The following is a 23103-nucleotide window of genomic DNA, read 5'->3' on the forward strand; positions in this document are numbered from 1 at the left end:
CAGCATTCTTCGTCAGTGAAACGGGATCTCGTGGCAGCAGCGCTCAGCCCGCGCCACCCCCGACGGCCATCGCCAGCACCAGCAGCCCCGGCGTCTTGCCGTCGGCGTACGGCGGCAGGTTGGGCAGGGTCACGTAGGCCACCTGCTTCGAGCTGTCGAGCGGGATCGTGCTCTCGTACAGGCTGAACGGTCCCGCTCCCTCACCCGATGGCGTGTTGCGGTAGTCCATCGTGGTGAACACGGTGTTCCCGACCGCCGGCTTGTTGTAGTAGTAGTCGCCGGCCGCCAGCGTGAATGTGCTCGACGTGCCATCCGTGTACGTGACCGATGCCGTCCCCGACGCCGGCGTCGGATACGCGTTCACCCCGAACACCACGAGCCCGAGCGAGTCGCCCTGCCCCGAAACCGCGATGCTCTGACCCTGCGACCACACCGCGTTCTTCTCGCCCGGCGTGAACTGCGGCCAGGTGTACGCCACCTTCACACCCTGCACGCTCGCGCCAGGGGCGATGCCCTTGACCTTCTGCAGGTCGTTCGACGACAGGCTGCTGCGACTCAGCGCGAGGTCTCCGGTGTACGGGTCGGCGCCGTCCGCGGTGATCGCTACGTCGTCGAACGCGGACTCGATGTCCTTGTACAGCGAGCGCACCTGCACGGTGGTCGTGACCGACCCGAGTTCGCCGTGACGATCGGCGACGGATGCCGTGAGCTGCGCACTCCCGGATGTCGCGTCATCCGGCGGCGTCACCTTCCACGACAGCGACGCCGTCGCACCCGCTTTGAGCCCGTCGGCCACCGCAGAGCTCACGGGTTCGACGCTCCACCCGGCGGGCGCCGTCAACGTCGCAACGACGCCCTCCGTCGGCTTGGCCGCCCAGAACGTCGCCGTCGCGTTCACCGTGACCGGGAGACTCGCCGCGGCCGCGACTGCAGGCATCCGGATGACCGCTGACGGCTCGGCGTGCACGCCCGGGCCTTGATACGCGCCGATGTTCACCGGCCCGGTGCGAGGCACAGGCGTGCCGTAGATGTCGCGTCCGCCGTTGTGCGGCACCGCGACGCCGGCCCGGAGCGCCGGCGAGAACTGGCGAAGCTTCAGGGTTCCCAGGTCGTTCGGACCGGCCGGTTCGTGCGTCTCGTCGACGAAGCCGGGATCGGAGGCGACGCCGCCGGGGTTCGTGGACCCATCCGCGTTCGTCGGCACACCGCTGACGCCGATGAACAGGTTGTGGTCGAACGAGAGGCCGGGACCGCGCACCTGAACGCCCATCGGCGCGTTGCGGTTCACCATGATGTTGTCGCTGAACGTGACTCCGCGGTTGGTGCTGTTGTCGTCCTGCAGGAAGTACGTCGGCGAGGCGGACTCGTCCACGATCGTGTTGTTGTAGATCTGCGTCTTCTGGATGTTCCCGGGGCACAGCTGGAACACGCGCGCGGCGTCGTCGTAGCTCACGTTGTAGCGGAACACCGTTCCCCACGTCCAGGCGCCGGAGTAGGGGCAGACCAGCAGCAGGCCGCCGCCGTTGTCGTGGCTGTAGTTGTACTGGAACACGGTGTTCTGCGATCCGCCGTCGGCGTCGAACGACATGCCGTCATGGTTGTTGCCGCCACCGGACACGTCGTTGTACTGCACGAGCGTGTCATCCGAGTTGAACGGCCAGATGCCGGCGTTGTTCGCGTTCGACCGCAACTGGAATCTGGCGAGCGTGTTGTGCTCGATCACCGCGCCCTTCGTGGTGTCGACCTTGATGCCGTCGCCCGCGATGCTCTTCATCGTGTTGCCTGCGATCACGACGCCGGTGCTCGCCGTCCACGGGCCGAGCCCGCTGGTGTCCTGCGTGCCGACCTCGGGCCGCTTGTTCCAGGTCGACTTGAAGTAGATGCCCTCGCGGCCCACGTTCGTGATCGTGTTGTCGCGGATCTGCAGCCCGTCGATCCACGTCGGAGTGGTCTGCCCGCCGATCCCGACCTGAATGCCCGCCGACCCGGTCAGACCCTTGTTGTCGTCACCCATCACGTCGTGGATGTCCAGCCGCTGCAGCACGTAGCCGCTCGCCTTGCCGAAGTCGGTGAGCGAGATGCGGATGCCGTTGCGCTGGGTGCCGGGGTTCGCCGCATTCGTGATCGCGAGATCCTGCACCGTCACGTGGTCGATGTTCTGCAGCAGCACCGCGTCGTGCGCCCCGGCGCCGTCGATGACCGGTGCAGCACCGGCGCCGTACGCGCCGATCACAATGGGGGCCCGTTCGCTTCCGGATCCCCGCGGCGTGAGCGTTCCGGCGCACGTGGACCCGCGCGCGAACAACACCGAGTCGCCCGGTTTCAGCGCGAGCGCGTTCACCTCGTCGATCGTGGTGAACGGATGCCCGACACTCCCGTTCGCCCCCGCATCCGGCGCGCTGCAGTCGGCGTGGTACGTCGTGCCGGTGGTCCGACCGTGCCCGGCGGGTGCGGCGACCGCGGGCACGGCGCCGAGCAGACCGAGCGGCAGCGCGGCAACGGCGACGCCCGCCGTCAGCAGCACGCGCCGCGCACGGCCGCTCTTCGCTCGTTCACCGTGAGCGGCACTTCCGCGTGTCGCCCGAAGACATCGCAGCATGGGTTTCCTCCTTGAATGCCCGTGACCTCGACATCCTCAGCGGAACAAGGAGTGCCACGCACGCGAGCGACCACACTCGACCGCGATCACAACCGGCCGATCGCGTGCATCCGCTCCTGACGCATTCGAACAATCAGAACGGTGATCGTTGCGTCACTCAGCGCCAGAACGCAGCGCGGTCGCCGGTGTCAGCCGAGCCGCACGGAGCGCGGGATAGATGCCCGCAAGAACGCCGACGACGAGGGCCGCGCCGAAGCCCACGAGCGGCACGATCGGCGGGATCGTGAGCGGGTTGTGCGCCAACCGATCGACCACGGCGGTCGCCAACGCTCCGAGGCCGGCTCCGCCGATTCCACCGATGGCGGCGAGAACGGCGGCCTCGAGCAGGAACTGTGCACCGATGTGGATGCCTCGCGCGCCGACCGCGCGCCGCAACCCGATCTCGCCGCGGCGCTCGAGAACGGCGATGACCATCGTGTTCGCGATGCCGACTCCGCCGACGAGCAGGGAGACGGCTCCGAGTGCGAGGTACAGGCCCACGAAGCTGGTCTTCGCCGCTGCTCGCGCTGCGAGGATGTCCGACGGCCGCCGCACGGCGACCGCCTCCGGGTGTGCCGGCGACGCCGCGAACGGGAGCACGGCGGCGACGGCCTCGACCTGGTCGGGATCGGCACGCAGATAGAGCCTGCTGGCTCCCTGCTGGAGACCGAGGTCGGCTGTCGCGATGGGGAAGCTGACGAGGGCTGCCTCGTCGATTTCGGGTGCAACGCCGACGGGCGCGAGCAGCCCGATCACGGTGAAGTACCGGCCGCCCAGGTACACCTGCGTCTGCGGGGTGAGCGTTCCGATGCCGAGGTTCTTCGCCGCCTGATAGCCCAGCACGACGAGCGGATAGCGCTGCGCCACCGGGTCGAGGAACCGGCTGGCGATGACGGATGCCCCGATCGTGCGCGGCAGGGACTCCTGCGCGGCCATCACCGTGATGCCGCCGGTATCGATGGCCGGCACCGCGGCACTGCGTCGCACCGTCACCCCGGTCAAGGATGCGACCGCGGTCACGTTCTGCACGGGCGGAATCGCTGCCACCATCGACTCGGCCGTCGACGGCAGGGGCAGCGCGGTGCCGCCGAAGTCCTGCCCAGCGGCCACCGTGAGCAGGTTCGACTCCCTTCCGAGCTGGGCGAGCAGCTGCGCCTGCGCGGAGGAGGCGAGGCCGAGCACCGCAACGATGGCGCCGATCGCCACCGCGATCCCGAGAGCGGACAGAGCCGACCTCATCCGCCTGGCCCGCAACCCGTCGCCGCCGACCCGCAGCGCGTCGACCATGCGCATCCGGGACCGGGCGGGGATCTCGGCCTCGCGCCGAACCGGCATCATCGTCGCCCGCTGTCTGCGACGACTCGTCCGTCTCGCAGGCGGATCTCTCGTCCCATCGCCGCGGCGACATCCGGATCGTGGGTGATCACCACGACGGTCGTGCGTCGATCGGCGAAACCGGCGATGAGCCGCATGATCGCTCGCCCGTTGGCGGAGTCCAGGTTGCCGGTGGGCTCATCGGCGAGCAGGATGCGCGGCTCTCCCGCCATCGCCCGTGCGATCGCCACACGCTGGCGCTCACCACCGGAGAGCTGGCTCGGGCGATGCGTGCTCCGGGCCGCGAGACCAACGGCCTCCACCGCCGCGGTCGCCGCCGTGCGACGACGTCTCGCCGTCCACCCTCGATACAGCAATCCCGTCATGACGTTCTCGAGCACGGTCAGGTGGTCGAGCAGGTGGAACTCCTGGAAGACGAAGCCGATGCGCCACGCGCGAAGCCCGGAGACCTGGCGGTCGGACATCCGCGACATGTCCTGCCCATCGAGGGAGAGGGAGCCGGATGTCGGTCTCTCCAGCGTCCCGATGAGATCGAGCATCGTCGACTTGCCGGAGCCGGACGGCCCCGTGATCGCCACGGACTCGCCGGCGTCGACGCTGAAGGTGACGTCCGCGACCGCGGCGACCGCAGCAGGGGGCGGATACACCTTGCACACACCGTTGAGGTCCAGCAGTGCACTCATGACGCGGGAACCTCGACCTTCTGGCCTGGCTCGATCCCCGAACCGGTGACCTGCACGAGCGCGTCGGTGAAGAGCCCGGGCGTGACGCCGACGAGCTGCCGCCGTCCGTGCTGGCCGTCCACCCACACGCCGTACCCGCCGCCCGAAAGCGCCACGAGCGCAGTGATCGGAACCGCGAGCGCGTTGTGCACCTGCTGATCGACCACGTTCACCGTGACGGGCGCCCGGTCGAAGCCCGCAGCATCCGACGCGTCGGCGAGGGCGACATGCGCAGGCACGGTCGCCTGCGGAGGCCCGCCGGACTGGTCTCCGGAACCGTTGCTCTGCACCTGCGCGACGGCTGAGACATCAGTGACCGTGCCGGCGATGGTGCGGCCGGTGGGCAACGTAACCGTGACATGGTCGCCGACATGTACGAGCTGCACCTGGAGCGTGGGGATGTCGACGGTGACCACGGGCACGGGCGAGGTCACCGTCAGCACGGGCTGGCCCGGACCCGTCACGGAGCCGAGTGCTGACGTGTCAGCGATGCGCAGCGGCCCGGGCGCGAACAGCACACGGCCGAGGTCGATCTCCCCGGTCGGAGCCTGCCCGGTGGCGCGCTGCCAGGCCAGAATGCCCCGCTCGGTGTTCCAGGTGAAGTCGTCGTCGACCGTGATGCCAGCCCCGAATCCGAGCGCCGTGAGGTTCGCCTCCAGCTGCTGCACATCGGGACCGGGCACCATGCCGAGCTGGAACGCGCGCCAGACCGGCCGCGCCCCATAGAACAGGTAGACGGATCGCCCGTCGACCTCGTACAGCTGCTGACCCCTCGGGATGATCGCGCCCAGGCTGGGAAGCGCGGTGACCGTGCCCTCGGATTGGGACGAGAGCGTCTGCTCCCCCGCGTATCCCAGCGTCGCCGAGAGCTGGGTGGTGGTGCTGAGCGTCGTTCGCACGATCGTCGCGGTCGCGGTCGGCACGGTGGGCCGCGGGGCCGGGCGATCTCCGGAGGCCATCCAGTAGGCGCCGCCGGTGGCGAGCGCCAGCACCAGGATCGCCGTCACCGCCACGGCGACCACTCTGGCCCTGCGCCTCTCAGCCATGGGCGAGGCTGCTCATCGTCGACGCCGCGACCTCGGCGTCGAGCTGGGAACGACAGGCGGTGAACGCGTTCTGAACGGTCGGATCCTGCTTCCCGAGGGCACCGTTGTTGGGCAGTTCGTTGCCGGAGACCTCGAAGCCGTGTCCCGGGGTGAACGGTGTCTCGCTCGTGGGATCCCGGTAGTTCGGCAGCCCGTGCGTCCTCAGGCACTGTGCGGCACGAACGCCCGCCTGCACCAGCTTCGGCGGAGCCGGCGACTCGTCGTCGGGTTGCAGGCCGGCCACGGCGAACAGGTGACCGCACGCCCGGTCGAACGTCGCCGTCGCGGCGGTGCGCTGCGACGACGACATCTTGGCTTCGACGTCTTGGATGCTGCGCGCATCCGTGAAGACGTAGCCGTCGGCCGTGAGCACGGGATCCTGGTAATCGGGCACGCCGTGCTCCCGAAGGCACTGAGCGGCGGCGTGCAGCTGTGCGACCCGGGACGAGCTGTAGCCAACGCGCGGATGAGGCCGCCCGCTCGGCTTCGAACCGGATGCCGCGGCGCCCGCCGTCGCTGTGCTGCCGGAAAGGCTTGGAACGGTCGTGCCCGACGGCGACGAACATGCTGTCAGCAGAAGGGCTGCCCCGATCAGGACCGTCAACGCCGCCGTCTTCATCGTCGTGGTGCGCATGCGATGCTCCCTGCTTCGGATGGTGAACACCGCTGGTCTAACAGCGCACGTGTGACAGCATCGAAACGTCCGCTGTCAGACGGATGTCACGTGCTCCGGCGCATCATGGGAGCATGCGAGTGCTGGTCGTCGAGGATCACGTCGCGCTGGCGGACCGCATCGCGGAGGGCCTGCGCGACGCCGGGATGGCCGTCGACGCCGTCTACGACGGTCAGGCCGCCCTCGATCAAGCGGAAGTGGTCGACTACGACGTGATCGTGCTGGACCGCGACCTGTCGGTCGTGCACGGCGACCGGGTCTGCCGCACGCTCGTGAGGGCGCAGACACCGAGCCGCATCCTGATGCTGACCGCCGCATCCGACGTCGATGACCGCGTGGACGGACTCGAACTGGGCGCCGACGACTACCTCGGCAAGCCGTTCGCCTTCCACGAGCTCATCGCGAGGCTGCGAGCGCTGGATCGCCGAGGGCCGGGCGCATCACCCATCGTCACCAAAGACGACCTCGCCGTCGACCGTGCCCGTCACCGGGTGAGCCGTGCGGGGCATCCGCTCACCCTGACGCGCAAGGAGTTCGGCGTGCTCGAGCGCCTCGCCGGCGCCGATGGGGCCGTGGTCAGCGCCGAGGAGCTGCTGGAGCACGTATGGGATGCCAACCTCGACCCGTTCAGCAACATCGTGGCCGTCACCGTCGCGCGGCTGCGCCGCAAGCTCGGCGATCCTCCCTTGATCGAGACCGTCGTCGGCGTCGGCTACAGGATGTGATCGGCGCATGAACGCGATCTTCGCGAGGTTCCGCCTGCGGCTCAGCGCCCGCGCCCGCCTCACGCTGCTGTACACCTCGCTGTTCCTCGCCTGCGGCGTGGTGCTCGTCGCGGTGATGTACGTGCTCGTGCTGCAGATCCCCACCACGGAGGGCTCGTCGCTCTCGCCGTCAGAGATGAACAGCCAGATCAAGCACTGCGAACACCTGCAGACCCCGAAGGGACCCGTTCCAGCCGACGCGAAGAAGAAGTGCGTCTCCCTGTATGCGAACGGCGTGCAGGCCGGCGCCGCCGCCCAGTGCACCGCCACGCTCGACAACCTCCTGCTGTACTCGCTGCTGACCCTGGCGTGCATGACCGTGCTCGCCGCGGTTCTCGGCCGGTTCGTCGCCGGGCGCATCCTCCGGCCCGTGCACCAGCTCACCGCGGCAGCCCGGCAGGCCACGGAGCACAATCTGTCGACCCGGCTCGCGTTGCAGGGCAGACACGACGAGTTGCGCGAGCTCGCCGACACGTTCGACGACATGCTCGACCTTCTCGACAGGGCGTTCCACACTCAGAGACAGTTCATCGCCAACGCGGGCCACGAGTTGCGCACACCGCTCACCGTGATGCGTACCTCGATCGACGTGTTCCTCGCCAAACCGCATCCCACCGCCGAGGAGACCGCGTCGATGTGCATCGAGGTCCGTCAGGCGGTCGATGGCGCAGAGCGGCTCATAGACGCTCTGCGCACGCTGGCACGCAACGAGCAGGCGCCATCGCTGGCGGAGCAGCTCGACCTGGCGGTCATCGTCGAGGACTGTGTCGACGATCGCGCCGGCCGCACCCCGGCCCCCACGCTGCGCCTGCACGATGCGCCGGTCCTCGGCGACCGTGTGCTGCTCGAACGCCTCGTGGGCAATCTTCTCGACAACGCCGAGCGTTACAACGTGCCAGAAGGCACGATCACCGTGACGACCGGCGTCGACGGCGATACCGCCGTGCTGGAGATCTCGAACACGGGACCGCAGATCCCCTCCGACGACGTGGAACGGCTCTTCCTACCCTTCACCCGACGTGACGATCGCATCGGACACGAAGGGCTCGGACTCGGACTCGCACTCTTTCGCTCCATCGCCGCGGCCCACGGCGGAACCGTCAGCGCGACTGCTCGTCGTGAGGGCGGCCTGGAGGTCGAGGTGCGCCTGCCTGCGTCCCTTCAGTCGGCTCAGAGCGCGCGACTCGCCGCCACCGACATGAGCACGTCCGCGAGCCCGTCATCGTCGACCGTTCCGGTCACCTCGTCGGCCTCGGCCTTCACCTCGTCGGGCGCCTGACCCATCGAGACCGCGCGGCCTCCGCCGGATCGCGCCAGCCGGAACATCTCGATGTCGTTGCGTCCGTCGCCGACAACGAGCAGGGCATCCGATCGCAGCTCGAGCCGGTCGAGCACGCGGGCGAGCGCGCTGCCCTTGCTCACGCCCTCCGGCGCGATGTCGAGCCAGGCGGCCCAACCGACGGCGTAGGTGACCTTGCGCAGCCCCATCTGCTCGACGATGCCGAGAAACTCCTCCGCGTCATGCGACGGCGAGACGACCACCACACGGCTGACGGGCTGTCGGCCGAGCTCATCGAACGGAACGGGGTCGGCCTGCCCGAGCGTCCAGCCGGAAGAGTCCATCCCCTCCGTGTAGTACCTGGTGCCGTCGGCCTCCTCGACCATGTAGCTGCCCTCGGGGAGAAACCCGTGCACCATCTCGAGCACCGGCCTGGCGTCGAACGTCTCCACGATCGCGCGGCGGTATCCGTCGCCGTCGCGCTGCATGATGACGGCGCCGTTCGAGCACACGACGTACTCGGGCTTCATGCCGAACTGTGCCAGCACGTCGCGGGCGGTCTCCCAGCTGCGACCCGTCGCCAGCGTCACCTCGTGACCGGCGTCGATCGCCGCAAGCACGGCATCCTTCACCGCATCGGACGCCGACCCGTCCTCGTGCAGCAGCGTTCCGTCGACGTCGAGGGCGACGAGCAGGCGACCGGATGCCTGCACCGCAGACGCGCGCGAACCTTCCGCCGCGAGGCCATCGCCGACCGCAGACCGCGCGCCCGTCATGCGGCCACCGGCCGCAAAACGTCGAGCCCGCCGAGATACGGCTGAAGCACCTCGGGAACCGTGACGGAGCCGTCGGAGTGCTGGTGCGTCTCGAGCAGCGCGACGATCCACCGTGTCGTGGCGAGCGTGCCGTTCAGCGTCGCTGCGGGGGTGGTCTTGCCGCTTTCGGTGCGGTACCTGATGTGCAGGCGCCGGGCCTGGAACGTGGTGCAGTTCGACGTGGATGTCAGTTCGCGGTAGCGACCCTGCGTCGGCACCCACGCCTCCACGTCGTACTTGCGCGCGGCGCTGGATCCGAGGTCGCCTGCAGCGGTGTCGATCACCCGATACGCCAGACCGAGGGACTGCAGCAACTGCTCCTGCAACGCAAGCAGGCGCAGGTGCTCGGCCTGGGCATCCGCTTCGGTGGTGTACACGAACATCTCGAGCTTGTTGAACTGGTGCACCCGGATGATCCCGCGGGTGTCTTTGCCGCCGCTCCCGGCCTCACGCCGGTAGCACGTCGACCACCCGGCGTAGCGCAGCGGACCGTCGCTGAAGTCGATGATCTCGTCGGCGTGGTATCCGGCCAGCGCGACCTCGCTCGTGCCCGTGAGATAGAGGTCGTCGGTTCCGAGGTGATAGACCTCGTCGGCGTGTGCGCCGAGGAATCCGGTGCCCTGCATCACCTCGGGCTTGACCAGCGTGGGCGTGATCATCGGCGTGAACCCGTTCTGCAGCGCCGTCTCGAGCGCGTAGTTCATCAGGGCGATCTCGAGCCGCGCGCCGACCCCCTTCAGAAAGTAGAAGCGGGCGCCGCTCACCTTGGCGCCGCGGGCCATGTCGATGGCGTCGAGCTTCTCGCCCAGCTCGAGGTGGTCGAGGGGCTCGAAGTCGAACAGCGCTTTCGTGCCCACCTCGCGCAGCGTGACGAAGTCATCCTCGCCGCCGGCAGGCACGCCATCGATGATGACGTTGCCGATGCGTCGAACAGCGTCGTCGAAGCGCTCCTCGGCACCGGATGCCTGCGCCTGCGCCTGCTTCACCCGTGCCGCAAGCTGCTGCGCCTGCGCGACGAGCTCCTTCTTCTCGTCCTTCGGAGCGGATGCCACGCGCTTGCCGAACGCGTTCTGCTCGGCTCGCAGCGACTCGTACTCGGTGATCGCCGCGCGACGTTCCGCGTCGGCGTTCAGCGCGGCATCCACGGTCTCGGGTGACTCGCCGCGTGCCTCCTGCGAACGCCTGATGAGGTCGGGGTTCTCGCGCAGAAGGACGGGATCGATCATCGTTCAATCCTATGTAACGCTCGCGGGGCGCCTCCCCCGCTTCGAGAAGTCAAAAGATGCGGTCGACTTCCGGCATTGGTCGCATTCTTTGACTTCTCGACCCGAGTACCCGCCTGCGGCGACGGCCAGGCCCAGTCGGTAGCGTGGTGAGGGTGAGCGATCCGGTCGCAGCAGCATCCGATCCCGCGTCCGCCGGCCTGGCCCCGGGCGCCTTGGACAGCGCCGATGCGTCTGGCAGCGCAGGCATGCGTCGCGTGGCAGTCGTGTACAACCCGACGAAAGCCGACCAGAAGGTGCTGAGCGCTGCCGTGGAATCCAGTGTCTCGGCGCGTCAGACGGCGTCCGCTTCGGATGACACGGCGTGGGCCGATCCGGTCTGGCTGGAGACCACCATCGACGATGCAGGCCAAGGCCTGACCAGGCGCGCGCTCGACGACGGAGCGGATCTCGTGCTCGCGGCAGGCGGCGACGGCACGGTGAGAGCTGTGGCAGCGGGCCTGCGCGGCAGCGGTGTGCCGATGGGCATCGTGGCACTCGGCACAGGCAACCTTCTCGCGCGCAACCTGGGGCTGCCGTTCGCGAATCTGCAGGCATCCGTCGACATCGCCATCAACGGCGCCGACATGCCCATGGATGTCGGCGTCGCCGAGCTGACCCGCGACAACGGCGCGTCGAGCGATCACGTCTTCCTCGTGATGGCGGGCATCGGCATCGACGCCGCAATGTTCGCGAAGACGAATCCGCAGCTGAAGAAGCGGGTCGGATGGCTGGCCTACGTCGAAGGCGGCCTGCGTTCGCTCGGCACGAAGAAGCTGCACATCCACTACCGGTTGCCCGGGCAGCAGGCGCATTCCGCGCACGTGAGCACGATCCTCGCGGGCAACTGCGGCGTGCTGCCGGGAAACATGGAGTTGTTGCCCGATGCCAGCCTCGACGACGGCGTACTCGACGTCGCCCTGGTGCAGCCGCGCACGATCTTCGGGTGGCTGGCCATCTGGCGCAAGGTGACGTGGGAGAACCGGGTGCTGCGCCGTTTCGCGTTCGGGCGCCAGATCATCCGCCTCACCGGCTCCGACAAGACCCGCGTGCTCACCTACCTGCGCGGACGGTCGGTGCACGTCGAGGTGGAGGGTGCCGAGCCGGTCGAGCTCGACGGCGACGGTTTCGGCGAGGTCGTCGGCGCGCACTTCTGGGCGGATGCCGGTGCCCTCGTCGTGCGGGTGCCTGCGCGTTCCTGACGCCGCGCACCATCGCTCATCAGGTCGCACTTTCCGTCGGTACAAGCGAGTTGACGCGACAGAAACCGCGACCTGAACGAATGTTGCGGCTCAGGCGCGTCGCACTCAGCCCTGCCGGGCCATCCATTTCCAGGGCTCGGCCAGCGGCTCGAAGCCGAACTTCGCGTACAGGCCGTGCGCGTCGCCCGTGGCCAGCGCGATGCGCTTGAGCCCCAGCGGCTCGAGGTCGGCGACAATGCCCTGGATGAGGCCGACGCCGACCCCGCTGCCGCGCACGGACGGATCGACGAACACGTCGCACAACCAGGCGAACGTGACGCCATCGGTCACTGCCCGCGCGTACGCGACCTGGGCGCCGGATTCGGCATCGAAGACGCCGTAGTTGCGCGAACCCTCGATGGCGGCATCCTGTACCGACCGTTGCCGCCCCTGCGCCCAGTACGACTGCTCACTCAGCCAGCGATGCACGAGCTCCCGGTCGACCTCGGCCGTGCTGCACGAGAAGCGATAGCGGTCGTCCATCGTTCCAGGGTAGAGGCGTTCAGGCCTCGGGCTCGCCGCCGATGAGACCGCGCAACCAGTCGCGCGCCTCGATGAACACGCCGTCCGCATAGCGCGGGTCGAAGTCGGCTGGAACGTGATCGGCGCGCGGATACGAGCCGAGGAAATTGATGTTCGGGCTGAACCGGAACAGGCCGAGCAGGGCATCCGCGACTCGTTCGTCCTTCACGTGGCCCTCGGCGTCGATGACGAACCGGTACCTCCCGAGCTCGTCGCCGATGGGGCGGGACTCGATCAGGCTGAGGTTCACGCCGCGGGTGGAGAACTGCTCGAGCATCTCGACGAGCGTTCCGGACTGATCCGACGGCAGCTCGACGATGAGACTCGTCTTGTCGGCGCCGGTCGGCTCCGGGATGCTACGCGTGCGGCTGACGAGCGCGAACCTCGTCACGGCGTTCGGGTTGTCGATGATGTTCTCGGCCAGCAGCACGAGGTCGTGGTGATCGACGATGGCGGGCGGGGCGATCGCCGCGTCGGCCGGGCTGATCGGGCGGCCTGTGGCATCGGTCTCCAGCAGCGAGATGGCTGCCGTCACGTTGCTCGAAGCCGGCATGTAGTCGTGCGCAGGCAGGTACGCGCCCAGCCACTCCTTGCACTGTCCGTAGGCGACCGGATGCGCCGCCACCGTCTTCACGTCGGCCAGTTTCGTTCCCGGACGGGCGACCAGCACGAAGCCGACCGGCACCAGATACTCGCCGATGATCCGCAACTCGGGGTTCCTCGCGAGTGCATCCTGAGTGGCCGAGACGCCACCCTCGATCGAGTTCTCGATCGCGATCATCGCGGCGACGCTGCGGCCCGAGACCACATCGTCGAGCGCCTCCCCCACATTGTTCACCGCACGCCAGGGCTTGCCCTGCGCCTCGGGCACCTGCGCGAGAGCCGCCTCGGTGAACGTGCCGGACGGCCCCAGAAAGCTGTACGTCTGCGATCCGTTGGAACGCGCTTCAGGCGCGTACGCGGCAGAGGGCGCGTCAGCCGGCTCTGTACCTATTACTACGGGGGCTGGTGTCGCGGCGCGGGCATCCGACATGGCGAAAAGCCTAGCTGCGCTTGAGACACACCCCGACACGCGACGAGACGCCGGCCGAGTGTCAGACTTGGTCGCATGTCGGATCGCGCAGGCACTCCAGCAACAGAAGCAGACCTGATCGATGTCGAGGCTCTCGTGCGGGCGTACTACGACCTGAAACCGGATGTCTCGATGCCGGAGCAGCGCGTCGTGTTCGGCACCAGCGGGCACCGCGGGAGCGCGTTCGACACGGCCTTCAACGAAGATCACATCGCGGCCGTCACGCAGGCCATCGTGGAGTACCGCCGGTCGCAGGGCACGTCCGGCCCGCTCTTCATCGGTGCCGACACGCATGCGCTGAGCATGCCGGCGCAGACCACGGCGCTCGAGGTGCTCGTGGCTAACGGTGTCGACGTACTCGTGGACGAGTTCGATGACTACACACCCACCCCGGCGGTCAGCCACGCGATCATCGCCTACAACCGCGAACATGGCACCAGTGCGCCGGCGGACGGCATCGTCGTGACGCCGAGCCACAACCCGCCTCGCGACGGCGGATTCAAGTACAACCCGCCGCACGGCGGACCGGCCGACACCGATGCCACCAGCTGGATCGCGAACCGCGCCAACGAGCTCATCTCCGACGGCTTGCGCAGCGTGAACCGGGCGGAACCGAGCGGTGTGGCCACGTACGACTTCCGCGAGCACTATGTCGACGACCTGCGGAACATCATCGACGTGGATGCCATCAAGAAGGCCGGCGTGCGCATCGGCGCCGACCCGCTGGGCGGCGCGAGCGCCCACTACTGGTCGCTGATCGGCGAGAGGTACGGCCTCGATCTCACCGTCGTGAATCCGGCCATCGATCCGCAATGGGGGTTCATGACCCTGGACTGGGACGGCAAGATCCGCATGGATCCCTCCAGCGCGTCAGCGATGGCATCCGTGCTGAACCACAAAGACGACTTCGACGTACTCACCGGCAACGACGCGGACTCCGACCGGCACGGCATCGTCACGCCCGACGGCGGGCTGATGAACCCGAACCACTACCTGGCCGTGGCCATCCAGTACCTCTACACGCACCGCCCAGGCTGGCGGCCGGATGCCGCGATCGGCAAGACCCTCGTGTCATCCTCGATCATCGACCGCGTCGCCGACTCGCTCGGCCGTCGGCTCTGGGAGGTGCCGGTCGGCTTCAAGTGGTTCGTTCCCGGCCTCGTCGACGGCTCCGTCGCGTTCGGCGGCGAGGAGAGCGCCGGCGCGTCGTTCCTGCGCATGGACGGCACCGCATGGACGACCGACAAGGACGGCATCCTGCTCGCCCTGCTGGCCGGCGAGATCACCACCGTCACGGGCAAGAGCCCGTCGCAGCTGTATCGCGAGCTCACCGAGCAGTTCGGCGATCCGGTCTATCAGCGGGTGGATGCCGCGGCATCCAAGGAGCAGAAGGCGAAGCTCGGCAGGCTGGACGGCGACGCCATCGCAGCGACCGAGCTCGCGGGCGAGAAGATCACCGCGAAGCTCTCCCGAGCTCCCGGCAACGACGCTCCGATCGGCGGTGTGAAGGTCGTGACCGAGAACGCGTGGTTCGCTGCCCGCCCGAGCGGCACGGAGGACGTCTACAAGATCTACGCCGAGTCGTTCCTCGGCCTCGACCACCTGCGCCAGGTGCAGTCCGAGGCGAAGCAGATCGTCGACGCGGCGATCAGGGCCGATTAGGCGCCCGTTCCCGCCGGGCGCCTCGCGGTCGGCCTAGTGCGCTGTTGCGTTCGGCGCCGTACACGCCGCCGCCTCGTAGAGCGTCATGCGTGATCGACGCCGCGGCATGTCTCAGGCTCTGCCCGATCGCGACACGGCCGGACAACCCGAGCAGCTTCCCCCAACAGGACAATCGCCCGAAAACAGGCCAGATCGTCATGCTCTCGGCGTGCGAGCGCGATCTGTCCTGTTTTCGGGCGTTGGACAACGAGGCCGGAGTCAGCTGATCTTCTTGCGGTAGATCACCTGGGCGAACACGTACGCGACCACCAGAATGCCCACCAGCCAGGCCAGCGCGATCCAGATCTCACCGCCCACCGGCGCTCCGATGAACAGGTTGCGGATCGTGTTCACGATCGGCGTCACCGGCTGGTACTGAGCGAACCAGGCGACCGGGCCGGGCATGGAAGCCGTGGGCACGAAGGCCGAACTGATGAACGGCAGGAAGATGAGCGGGTACGAGAACACGCTTGCGCCGTCCACGCTCTTGGCGCTCAGGCCCGGGATCACCGCGATCCAGGTCAGGGCGAGCGTGAGGAGCAGCAGGATGCCCGCGATGGCCAGCCAGTCGAGCACGCTCGCGCCGGTGCGGAACCCCATCAGCAGCGCGACGCCCACGACCACGACCATGGAGACCACGTTCGCGATCATCGAGGTGAGCACGTGCGCCCAGAGCACGGACGAGCGTGCGATCGGCATGGACTGGAACCTCTCGAAGATGCCGCCCTGCATGTCGACGAACAGCCTGAAGGCCGTGTAAGAGATGCCGGAGGCGACCGTGATCACCAGGATGCCCGGCAGCAGGTAGTTCACGTACGAGGTGTTCGTTCCGGTGTGGATGGCGCCACCGAGCACGTACACGAACAGCAGCAGGAACCCGATGGGCATGACGCAGGTCGTGATGATCGTGTCGAGGCTGCGTGTGACGTGCTTGACCGTGCGTCCGGTCAGCACTGCGGTGTCGCCGAAGAAGTGCGATCCGGTCGGCGTGCGCGATCCGGTCGCGATCTGGGTTGTCGTCGTCGTTGTCATGGTCTTCGCCTACTTCTGGTTCGCGCCGGCACGACGGCCGGACTTGTTCGTGTCGTTGCCGGTGGCGGTGTCCGCCGATTCGTCGCCCTTGTCGCCGACGATGGCGAAGAAGACGTCTTCGAGGCTCGGCTGCTTCTCGACGTATTCGACCTTCGCCGGCGGAAGCAGTGCCTTGAGCTCCCCGAGGGAGCCGTTCACGATGATCCGGCCCTTGTGCAGGATGGCGATGCGGTCGGCCAGCTGCTCCGCCTCGTCGAGGTACTGCGTGGTGAGAAGCACTGTGGTGCCGCTCGCCGCGAGCTTCTTGACGGCATCCCAGACCTCGATGCGCGCCTCGGGGTCGAGACCCGTCGTCGGTTCGTCGAGGAAGATGACCGGCGGGTTGCCGATCAGGCTCATCGCGATGTCGAGCCTGCGACGCATGCCACCGGAGTAGGTGGACACGCGGCGAGCGCCGGCATCCGTGAGGGAGAATCGCGCCAGCAGCTCGTCTGCGACGGCCTCTGGATGCTTCACGTGCCGCAGCTTGGCGATGAGCACGAGGTTCTCGCGTCCGCTGAGAATCTCGTCGACGGCAGCGAACTGGCCGGTCAGGCTGATCGACTGCCGCACCTGAGCACCCTGCTTGAAGACGTTGTACCCGTTCACGGTCGCCCTGCCGCCGTCGGCGCGAAGCAGCGACGACAGGATGCGGATGGCCGTGGTCTTGCCTGCACCGTTGGAGCCGAGCAGCGCGAAGATGCTGCCCTGTGCGACGTCGAAGTCGACGCCGCGCAGCACCTCGAGCTTGCCGTACGACTTCACCAGGCCCTGCACCTGGATCGCAGGGGACTGGACTGCGCTGGTTGTCATGATGTTCTTCCGTTCTCTCGCGTCGCCCCGTTTCCGGGCGCGCCGATCACCGCCCTCCTCGAGCGGCAACTGTTTCTGGTGTGGTGTTCGTCTGACGTTCAAGTCGCGAGCGATGCCCTCATCGACCCTCAGACGGGCCGATCGTGCGACTTGAAGCGGTGGGCCGGGCCGCTACTGGAGCGGGCGGCGGATGGTGATGGAGGCGTAGTCCGCATGCGCCGTGATGGCCACGGTGCGGTCGGTCTCGACCGGGGCGGATGCCGCCTCGAGCTCGTTGCGCACCTGCCCGTGCCGTGAGGCGATGTCGAGCCAGGCAGCCGTGCCCTCCGGCACGCCGACCTCGATGGATCCGTAGCCGCCGTCGATCTTGACCTCGCCTGTGCCGACCCGGTCGATGCGCACCTCTCCGTGTGCGCACTTGATCTCGGCCGAGCCGTTCAGCTGTTCGATCACGACATCGCCCGTTGTGGACTTCATCGTGAGCGGTCCTTCGACCTCGCCGAAGGTGGTGGTTCCCGTGGTGTTCTTGATGTTTCCCTCGCCCTCCAAAGTGCCGATCCGGATGGAACCGGCCCCGTTCGTGACACGCAACGGACCGGCGACGCGACCCGCCTGAATAGCGCCGGCGCCGCTGTGCAGCGTGGTCCTGCCGGACTGCTCGATGCGGAGCTCGCCGGCTCCGGTGCGGGCGATGCAGAAGCCGAGCTCGCCGTGAGTGCTGACGTTGCCTGCGCCCACCTTGGCGTCCAGGTTCGACCCTTTCGGCACGGTGATGTCGACGATCAGTCGCGGACTGCCGCTGAACCATGTGTAGTAGCGCAGCGTGCGCATGATGCGCACGCCGAGCACACCGTCGACGAAGTCGACGTTCACCTCGCCGAGCGCCCGCACGTCGTCCCTCTTGGTCGGGTCGGCTGCCTTGATCGACAGGGTCGTGGTCGTCGTGTCGGCGGCCGTGACCGTCAGGCTGACGACGACGAGCATGTCGAGCACCACCTGAATGGGCTGCGGTGTCTCGTACTCGGTGTTCATGGTGACTCTCCCCTGTGCGTTCTCGGTGGAAGCGGGATTCGAGGTGGAAGTGGTGGTGGATGCTGTGCCGCCGCGGGATGCCGTGCTCACGGTCATCACCGAACCCATCCGGTGACGCGCTTGTTGACCTCTTGCCTGATCTCCTGCGCCAAGGTGCGCGAAGCTCCGGCCTCGAGCGCCGAGGCGATCGTGCGCACCAGCCAGGTGTTGACGGAGACGCCCGCGTGCGCTGCGGCGGCTTCCACACGCGACTTGAGCTCGTCCGGAAGCCGCAGGGTCGTGCGGGTGGTCGACCCCTCCTCACCCTCGACGGCGGCAGGCACCACGGGTGCCGGCGCTTCGGCGGGTGCCGAAGGCTCCGACCATTCCGGAACCTGGGTGACGACGAACTCGGGTTCGCGGCCACGCAGCCGAAGGTCGACGGACCCCGGTGTCAGCTCTGTCGTGATCTCACTCGCAGCGGCGCCCAGCGCCTCGAGCAGCATGAGCCGCGCCGACGAGCCGAGCGCCGCACTCAGCCGCTCGGCCGTGTCACGCGTCTCGTCCGTACCGGCGGCAGCCGCCGCGACGAGCTGGCGCTGAAGTTCTTCGACGTACGTTTCCAACTGCATGACACCATAGTGACACCATCATGGTGTCGCGTCAAGCACAAGCATGAAATTGATGACACCACGTGGTGTCACGTACTCGTTCCGCCCCCGTACCGAAACGCCAAAAGGTGCGATGTCGCCGCCGGTTTGACCGCAATTTCTGACCTCTCGACGAGGCGGGGTGCCGGGAGTTGGGCGAGAGAGTCGTGCTATGTCGAGGGCGTCGGCGCGGCAGTCGACGGCAGCGCCACGTGCCAGAAATGGCCGGATGCGCCGGGGTACTCCTTGTCGAGCACATCGTCGAGGTCGCGGTACTCCGTGTCCTTGTTGTGGCCGGCCATCTTGATGTCGACGTGCTTCTTGCCGTCGACGGTGGTGTCGATGACCTTGCTCACCATCTCGACGTGGTCGTACTCATCGGTGCCGGCCCACGAGAACACCACGATGTCGCCGACCGCGATTCTGGAGCGCTCGTCGAACGGGTACTCCGTGAGCCCCAGCGACTTCGCATTGGCGGCGAAGTAGTCGTCCATCGCCGGAACGTAGCCCCACGCGGGGCTCCAGTCCTCGGCGGCGTCGTGGTCGTACCACTCGTCGGTCATCTTCCAGCCGCGCGCGATCAGCGTCTGGCTGACGAAGTTGGCGCAGTCCCCGCCAACCGGGTTCAGGTCGCCGTAGACCTTCGTGTTGTAGTGGTCCCAGTGCGCCAGCGCGTAGTCGAGCTGCTTCTGGATCGGCGCGGGAAGCGGCGCCGGGCCCGCCGAGCATCCGGCGAGCGCGAGCACGGCGACCATCGAGAGCACAGACCCCGCACGCCGCCATCCGGTTCGCCGTTTCGCCTGCGCCATGCCTTCGACGCTATCGACCACGTCCTGTGCGTCAGCCCGACCTGCCGCACCCCGAGCGGACGCCGAGGTGCCCCGTTCGGGGTTACCCCATAGACAGGGCTGTTTCTGATTGCGACGCGCGGATATAATCTGTGTTGACGTTTCGCCCAGCGGGGGGTCACCGAGCGAACGAGGCGGCCGTGACGGATCAACTGACACACGATCCTGCCGTCGGCGACGGCCCGAACGAGCCAGAGCCTGCGGCGGAGACGCGTGCGCGCATCACGGAGTCGCTCCAGGCGACGAGCAAGCCGGCGCGCAAGCGGCGTTTTCTCTGGATCTGGATCGCCGGCGGCGCGCTCGTGGTGCTGGTCGGTGCGGCGCTCACCCTGCTGATCGCACCGGGAACGACCGTCGCCGGCGTTCCCGTCGGCGGGCTGCCGCCGAGCATCGCAGCGAACGTGGTCTCGCAGCGGCTCGCAGATTCCACCGTCAGCGTGAACGGCACCAGGATGACCGGGCGCGAGTTGGGCGTGCAGGTCGACGCCGCGGGGCTCACGAACCGGGCGCTCGCCGACCGGCCGCTGTGGAACGTCGGCGCGTGGTTCGGCGCTCCGATCCAGGCGCCGGTCACGCTCGAGGCGGGCGTCGCCGACAAGGCGCTGCAGCAGGCACTCCCCACCCTCTACACGAAGCCGACGGATGCCACCGTCACCTACGCGAACGGAACCTACGTCGTCAAGCCGGCCTCGCCGGGCATCCGCGTGAACACCGCTGCGCTCGCGCAGTCGCTGCAGAACGCGTTCAGCCGGGACATCGATCGCGTCGCGGTGAGCACGACGAAGGCCGACGCCCTGCCCCCGATCAGCACCGCCACGGCCGACGCCATCGCGAAGAGGCTCAACGGCATGCTCGCCACGATCGGCTTCTACGTCGGCACCGAACGCACCGTGCCGGTCGCGCCGGACGTCGCCGCCTCGTGGCTGACCGTGACGTCGAACGACAGTACGGGCGGCTTCTCGATCGCCGCCGATCAGAAGAAGATCCAGACCGCGGTCGACACGCTGCCCGGCCAGGTGAATCGCCAGCCGGCGAACGCGCAGAACATCGTCGACGCCACCGGCGCAGTGCTGCGCGTCGATACCGCCGGCCAGACCGGCCGCACGCTCGGGAACACCAGCGGTATCGCCAGGGCGTTCGCGACCCAGCTCGGCGACGGCAACGCCGAGTATCGCCTACCGGTGACGCAGACGCCGTTCCAGACGACTAACCTGCAGCGCAGCATCGAGGTGAACCTGAGCACGCAGCGCCTCACCATGATCCAGAACGGCGCGGTCGTCGGCTCCTGGGCGATCTCCGCGGGACTTCCGGCAACGCCGACGCCGACCGGCCATTTCACCGTTCGTGACCACATCCGCGTGCAGACGATGTCGAGCACGCAATACGGCTACGTCGTGCCTGACGTGCAGTGGGTCATGTACTTCGACTACAACGGCGACGCCTTCCACGGCGTGTACTGGCACGACAACTTCGGGCATCCGATGAGTCACGGATGCGTGGGCATGCCGATCAGCCTCGCCCAGCAGCTCTACGAATGGACGCCTGACGGCACCGACGTCTACGTGCACTGACGTCTGCGTGCACTGACGTCTACGTGCACTGACGTCTACGTGCACCGACGTCTGCGTGCACCTACGTCTGAGGCGAGAGCCGAGCGAGCCGGCCCGCCTGGCCGAGCCGATGCGAATCGGTCCAGCACGCAGCGCCAACGCTGGGCGTGCAGCGCGAGCACTCGCGACGCCGCACGACCTCAGCCGGGATACGTGTCGCCACCCGGCACCCCGAAGAACTGCTCCAGGGTGGCGACGCCCGTGTCGTGCAATTCGGTCGACAGCGGGATGCCGACATACCTGAAGTGCCACGGCTCATACGTGTAGCCCGTGATCGCCTCTTCGCCCTGGGGATAGCGCAGCAGGAATCCGAAGCGCCACGCGTTCGCCGCCAGCCACTGTCCCTCGGGTGTCTGCCCGAAGCAGGCATCGAGGCTGCAGCGACCGGATGCCGCGCTGATGTCGACGGCGAGTCCCGTCTGGTGCTCGCTGTGTCCCGGTCGCGCCGTGTCGCTGTCCGCATACGCCCGGCCGTGCGCTGCGACGTCTCCGGCGTAGTCGTTGACCTGCATGTCATAGGAGCGGTACCCGCTCTGCAGCGTGAGCAGGAGACCCGCCTCTGACTTCGCGGCAGCGAACATGGCGGTGAGCGCGTCGGAGACGACCTGCCGAACGGGCTGGTCGTGGATGTTCGGAACGGGCGGCTGCACGAGATCGGGCGGTACGTAGGTTTCAGGGTTGAGAGCGCGCGACTTGTTCACCACGACCCATATGCTCGACGGGTCGTCGATGGAGTTCGCGCTCTTGTCGAATGCCGGACTGGTCGGGGTGGGAGTCGGCACTGGCACGGGAGACGGCGAGACCGTCGGCGACGGGCGGGCCGTGAGCTGCGCGCGCACAGGCGCGGAGTCCGGGAGTGCGGCGCCCAGCGTCCATGCGCCGGCACCGAGCACGAGCAGCCCGGCGGCCGCGAGCACGATCATCGTGCGAGGGCCGACGCGCCTTGATGCCACCCAACGAGTGTAGGGGCGGGTCGGAGGGTGACCGCGCCCGAGCCGCTCAGCGCGTCAGGTGCCAGAAGTGGCCGGTTGCGCCCGGGTGCTGCGTGGTGATCGTCTCGTCGAGGTCGCGATAGGCGTAGTCGTCGTTGTGGCTGGCCAGCTCGATCTTGTACTGTCCGTTCACCTTCGTGATGCGGTCGACGACCTCGACGTGGTCGGGCGACCCGTCCCCGTCCCAGTCGAAGACGGCGATGTCGCCGAGCGCCACCTTGGCCCGGTCCGCCTGCGAGAAGCTGAGCTCCTCGAGCCCGAGGCTGGACGCGTTCTCGGCGAAGTAGTCATCCATCGCCGGAACGTACCCCCACGCCGCACTCCAGTCGTCGCCGGCTTCGTGGTTGTACCAGTCGTCGTTCATGGTCCAGCCGCGCGCGATCAGCGTCTGGCTGACGAAGTTGGCGCAGTCGCCGCCGTCGGGGTTGAGGTCGCCGTACTCGGCCGTGTTGTAGTTCTGCCAGTGTGCGAGGGCGTACTGCAGCTGCGCCGCCACGCCGCCCGCAACCGTGTACTCGAGAGCCTTCGACTTGGTCGCGATCGTCTTGCCCGTCTTGCCCATCAGCTTCAGACCCACCGTCGCCGGCTGATAGTTCGCTGCTGCGGGCGCCTGCGCGATGACCCTGTCGGCGCTGGCTGAGAGCACACGCACATTCGCCGAACCGAACGCCACGGTCTTCACGTTCTGCAGGTCGGTGCCCTTGATGGTGACCTTCTGGCCCACCACGGATGCCTGCGCCGGGGACACCGACGCCACCGACGGCGAGGCGTCAGTGGCGTGCTGCGCAGCGGCCGTGCCGCCATCGGTGCGGGCAGTATGAGCCGTGCATCCGGTGAGAAAGAGAGCGGATACCGCCACCACCGCGATGACGGCCGCCCGCACATTGCGGGTGTGCAGAACACGAGCAGAGGTGCGTCGCCGGCTGCGGGAGCGGATGCCCGCGTGCGGCTCGTTCGGGGGGTACGACATGGCGCCGTTCACGGTACCCGGCTCTCCTT

General features: G+C 68.0%; 21 protein-coding genes. 5 read left to right on the forward strand and 16 right to left on the reverse strand.

The window, feature by feature from the left end:
• Positions 1-43: 43 nt before the first annotated feature.
• From ACYVDK_RS00080 to ACYVDK_RS00100, 5 genes are all read right to left on the reverse strand, one after another.
• A complete protein-coding gene (locus ACYVDK_RS00080) occupies positions 44-2599 on the reverse strand; it encodes a right-handed parallel beta-helix repeat-containing protein (protein WP_460516137.1) in 2556 nt (851 codons plus the stop codon).
• Between the two features lie 153 nt (positions 2600-2752).
• The gene (locus ACYVDK_RS00085) at positions 2753-3976 is read right to left on the reverse strand and encodes an ABC transporter permease (RefSeq protein WP_460516139.1); all 1224 of its coding nucleotides are present in this window, start codon (positions 3974-3976) and stop codon (positions 2753-2755) included.
• Positions 3973-4656 (reverse strand): ABC transporter ATP-binding protein, encoded by a 684-nt coding sequence (locus ACYVDK_RS00090; RefSeq protein ID WP_460516142.1) that lies wholly within the window; start codon positions 4654-4656, stop codon positions 3973-3975. Before ACYVDK_RS00090 ends, ACYVDK_RS00085 begins: the two co-directional genes overlap by 4 nt.
• Complete coding sequence (locus ACYVDK_RS00095; RefSeq protein ID WP_460516145.1) at positions 4653-5741, reverse strand: peptidoglycan-binding protein; 1089 nt, start codon at positions 5739-5741, stop codon at positions 4653-4655. The genes ACYVDK_RS00090 and ACYVDK_RS00095 overlap by 4 nt, the downstream gene beginning before the upstream one ends.
• Positions 5734-6414 carry a hypothetical protein gene (locus ACYVDK_RS00100; protein ID WP_460516148.1) on the reverse strand — a complete coding sequence of 227 codons (681 nt, stop codon included), beginning with the start codon at positions 6412-6414 and terminating at the stop codon, positions 5734-5736. Before ACYVDK_RS00100 ends, ACYVDK_RS00095 begins: the two co-directional genes overlap by 8 nt.
• Positions 6415-6527: 113 nt before the next feature.
• Between ACYVDK_RS00100 and ACYVDK_RS00105 the strand changes: the two genes are divergently transcribed.
• Together ACYVDK_RS00105 and ACYVDK_RS00110 are read left to right on the forward strand one after the other, a co-directional pair.
• Positions 6528-7178: a response regulator transcription factor gene (locus ACYVDK_RS00105; RefSeq protein WP_460516151.1), complete on the forward strand. Its 651-nt coding sequence runs from the start codon at positions 6528-6530 to the stop codon at positions 7176-7178.
• A 7-nt stretch (positions 7179-7185) separates the two neighbouring features.
• Positions 7186-8496: a sensor histidine kinase gene (locus ACYVDK_RS00110; protein WP_460516154.1), complete on the forward strand. Its 1311-nt coding sequence runs from the start codon at positions 7186-7188 to the stop codon at positions 8494-8496.
• Here the strand turns inward: ACYVDK_RS00110 and ACYVDK_RS00115 are convergent.
• Both ACYVDK_RS00115 and serS read right to left on the reverse strand, forming a co-directional pair.
• Entirely contained in the window at positions 8388-9272 is an 885-nt protein-coding gene (locus ACYVDK_RS00115) for an HAD family hydrolase (protein WP_460516157.1), read from the reverse strand. The genes ACYVDK_RS00110 and ACYVDK_RS00115 overlap by 109 nt on opposite strands.
• Positions 9269-10537 (reverse strand): serine--tRNA ligase, encoded by a 1269-nt coding sequence (gene serS, locus ACYVDK_RS00120; protein ID WP_460516160.1) that lies wholly within the window; start codon positions 10535-10537, stop codon positions 9269-9271. Before serS ends, ACYVDK_RS00115 begins: the two co-directional genes overlap by 4 nt.
• A gap of 152 nt (positions 10538-10689) precedes the next feature.
• Between serS and ACYVDK_RS00125 the strand changes: the two genes are divergently transcribed.
• A complete protein-coding gene (locus ACYVDK_RS00125; protein ID WP_460516164.1) occupies positions 10690-11775 on the forward strand; it encodes a diacylglycerol/lipid kinase family protein in 1086 nt (361 codons plus the stop codon).
• 105 nt (positions 11776-11880) lie between these two features.
• Here ACYVDK_RS00125 and ACYVDK_RS00130 read toward each other — a convergent pair whose 3' ends face one another.
• Together ACYVDK_RS00130 and pheA are read right to left on the reverse strand one after the other, a co-directional pair.
• Positions 11881-12297, reverse strand: coding sequence for a GNAT family N-acetyltransferase (locus ACYVDK_RS00130; RefSeq protein WP_460516167.1), 417 nt, complete (start codon positions 12295-12297; stop codon positions 11881-11883).
• 19 nt (positions 12298-12316) lie between these two features.
• Positions 12317-13369, reverse strand: coding sequence for a prephenate dehydratase (gene pheA / locus ACYVDK_RS00135; protein WP_460516170.1), 1053 nt, complete (start codon positions 13367-13369; stop codon positions 12317-12319).
• Between the two features lie 75 nt (positions 13370-13444).
• Between pheA and pgm the strand changes: the two genes are divergently transcribed.
• Positions 13445-15070 (forward strand): phosphoglucomutase (alpha-D-glucose-1,6-bisphosphate-dependent), encoded by a 1626-nt coding sequence (gene pgm / locus ACYVDK_RS00140; RefSeq protein ID WP_460516173.1) that lies wholly within the window; start codon positions 13445-13447, stop codon positions 15068-15070.
• 258 nt (positions 15071-15328) lie between these two features.
• Here pgm and ACYVDK_RS00145 read toward each other — a convergent pair whose 3' ends face one another.
• From ACYVDK_RS00145 to ACYVDK_RS00165, 5 genes are all read right to left on the reverse strand, one after another.
• A complete protein-coding gene (locus ACYVDK_RS00145) occupies positions 15329-16141 on the reverse strand; it encodes an ABC transporter permease (RefSeq protein WP_460516176.1) in 813 nt (270 codons plus the stop codon).
• A 9-nt stretch (positions 16142-16150) separates the two neighbouring features.
• Complete coding sequence (locus ACYVDK_RS00150) at positions 16151-16993, reverse strand: ABC transporter ATP-binding protein (protein ID WP_460516179.1); 843 nt, start codon at positions 16991-16993, stop codon at positions 16151-16153.
• Between the two features lie 171 nt (positions 16994-17164).
• The gene (locus tag ACYVDK_RS00155) at positions 17165-18121 is read right to left on the reverse strand and encodes a DUF4097 family beta strand repeat-containing protein (RefSeq protein ID WP_460516182.1); all 957 of its coding nucleotides are present in this window, start codon (positions 18119-18121) and stop codon (positions 17165-17167) included.
• Positions 18121-18636: a type II toxin-antitoxin system HicB family antitoxin gene (locus tag ACYVDK_RS00160; protein WP_460516185.1), complete on the reverse strand. Its 516-nt coding sequence runs from the start codon at positions 18634-18636 to the stop codon at positions 18121-18123. The genes ACYVDK_RS00155 and ACYVDK_RS00160 overlap by 1 nt, the downstream gene beginning before the upstream one ends.
• A 188-nt stretch (positions 18637-18824) precedes the next feature.
• The gene (locus ACYVDK_RS00165) at positions 18825-19463 is read right to left on the reverse strand and encodes an amidase domain-containing protein (RefSeq protein WP_460516188.1); all 639 of its coding nucleotides are present in this window, start codon (positions 19461-19463) and stop codon (positions 18825-18827) included.
• A 179-nt stretch (positions 19464-19642) separates the two neighbouring features.
• Between ACYVDK_RS00165 and ACYVDK_RS00170 the strand changes: the two genes are divergently transcribed.
• Complete coding sequence (locus tag ACYVDK_RS00170) at positions 19643-21073, forward strand: L,D-transpeptidase family protein (RefSeq protein ID WP_460516191.1); 1431 nt, start codon at positions 19643-19645, stop codon at positions 21071-21073.
• 179 nt (positions 21074-21252) lie between these two features.
• Here ACYVDK_RS00170 and ACYVDK_RS00175 read toward each other — a convergent pair whose 3' ends face one another.
• Together ACYVDK_RS00175 and ACYVDK_RS00180 are read right to left on the reverse strand one after the other, a co-directional pair.
• Positions 21253-22065 carry a M15 family metallopeptidase gene (locus ACYVDK_RS00175; protein ID WP_460516194.1) on the reverse strand — a complete coding sequence of 271 codons (813 nt, stop codon included), beginning with the start codon at positions 22063-22065 and terminating at the stop codon, positions 21253-21255.
• Positions 22066-22111: 46 nt separating this feature from the next.
• The gene (locus ACYVDK_RS00180) at positions 22112-23074 is read right to left on the reverse strand and encodes an amidase domain-containing protein (protein WP_460516196.1); all 963 of its coding nucleotides are present in this window, start codon (positions 23072-23074) and stop codon (positions 22112-22114) included.
• Positions 23075-23103: the final 29 nt, after the last annotated feature.

This window comes from Humibacter antri (assembly GCF_054777235.1).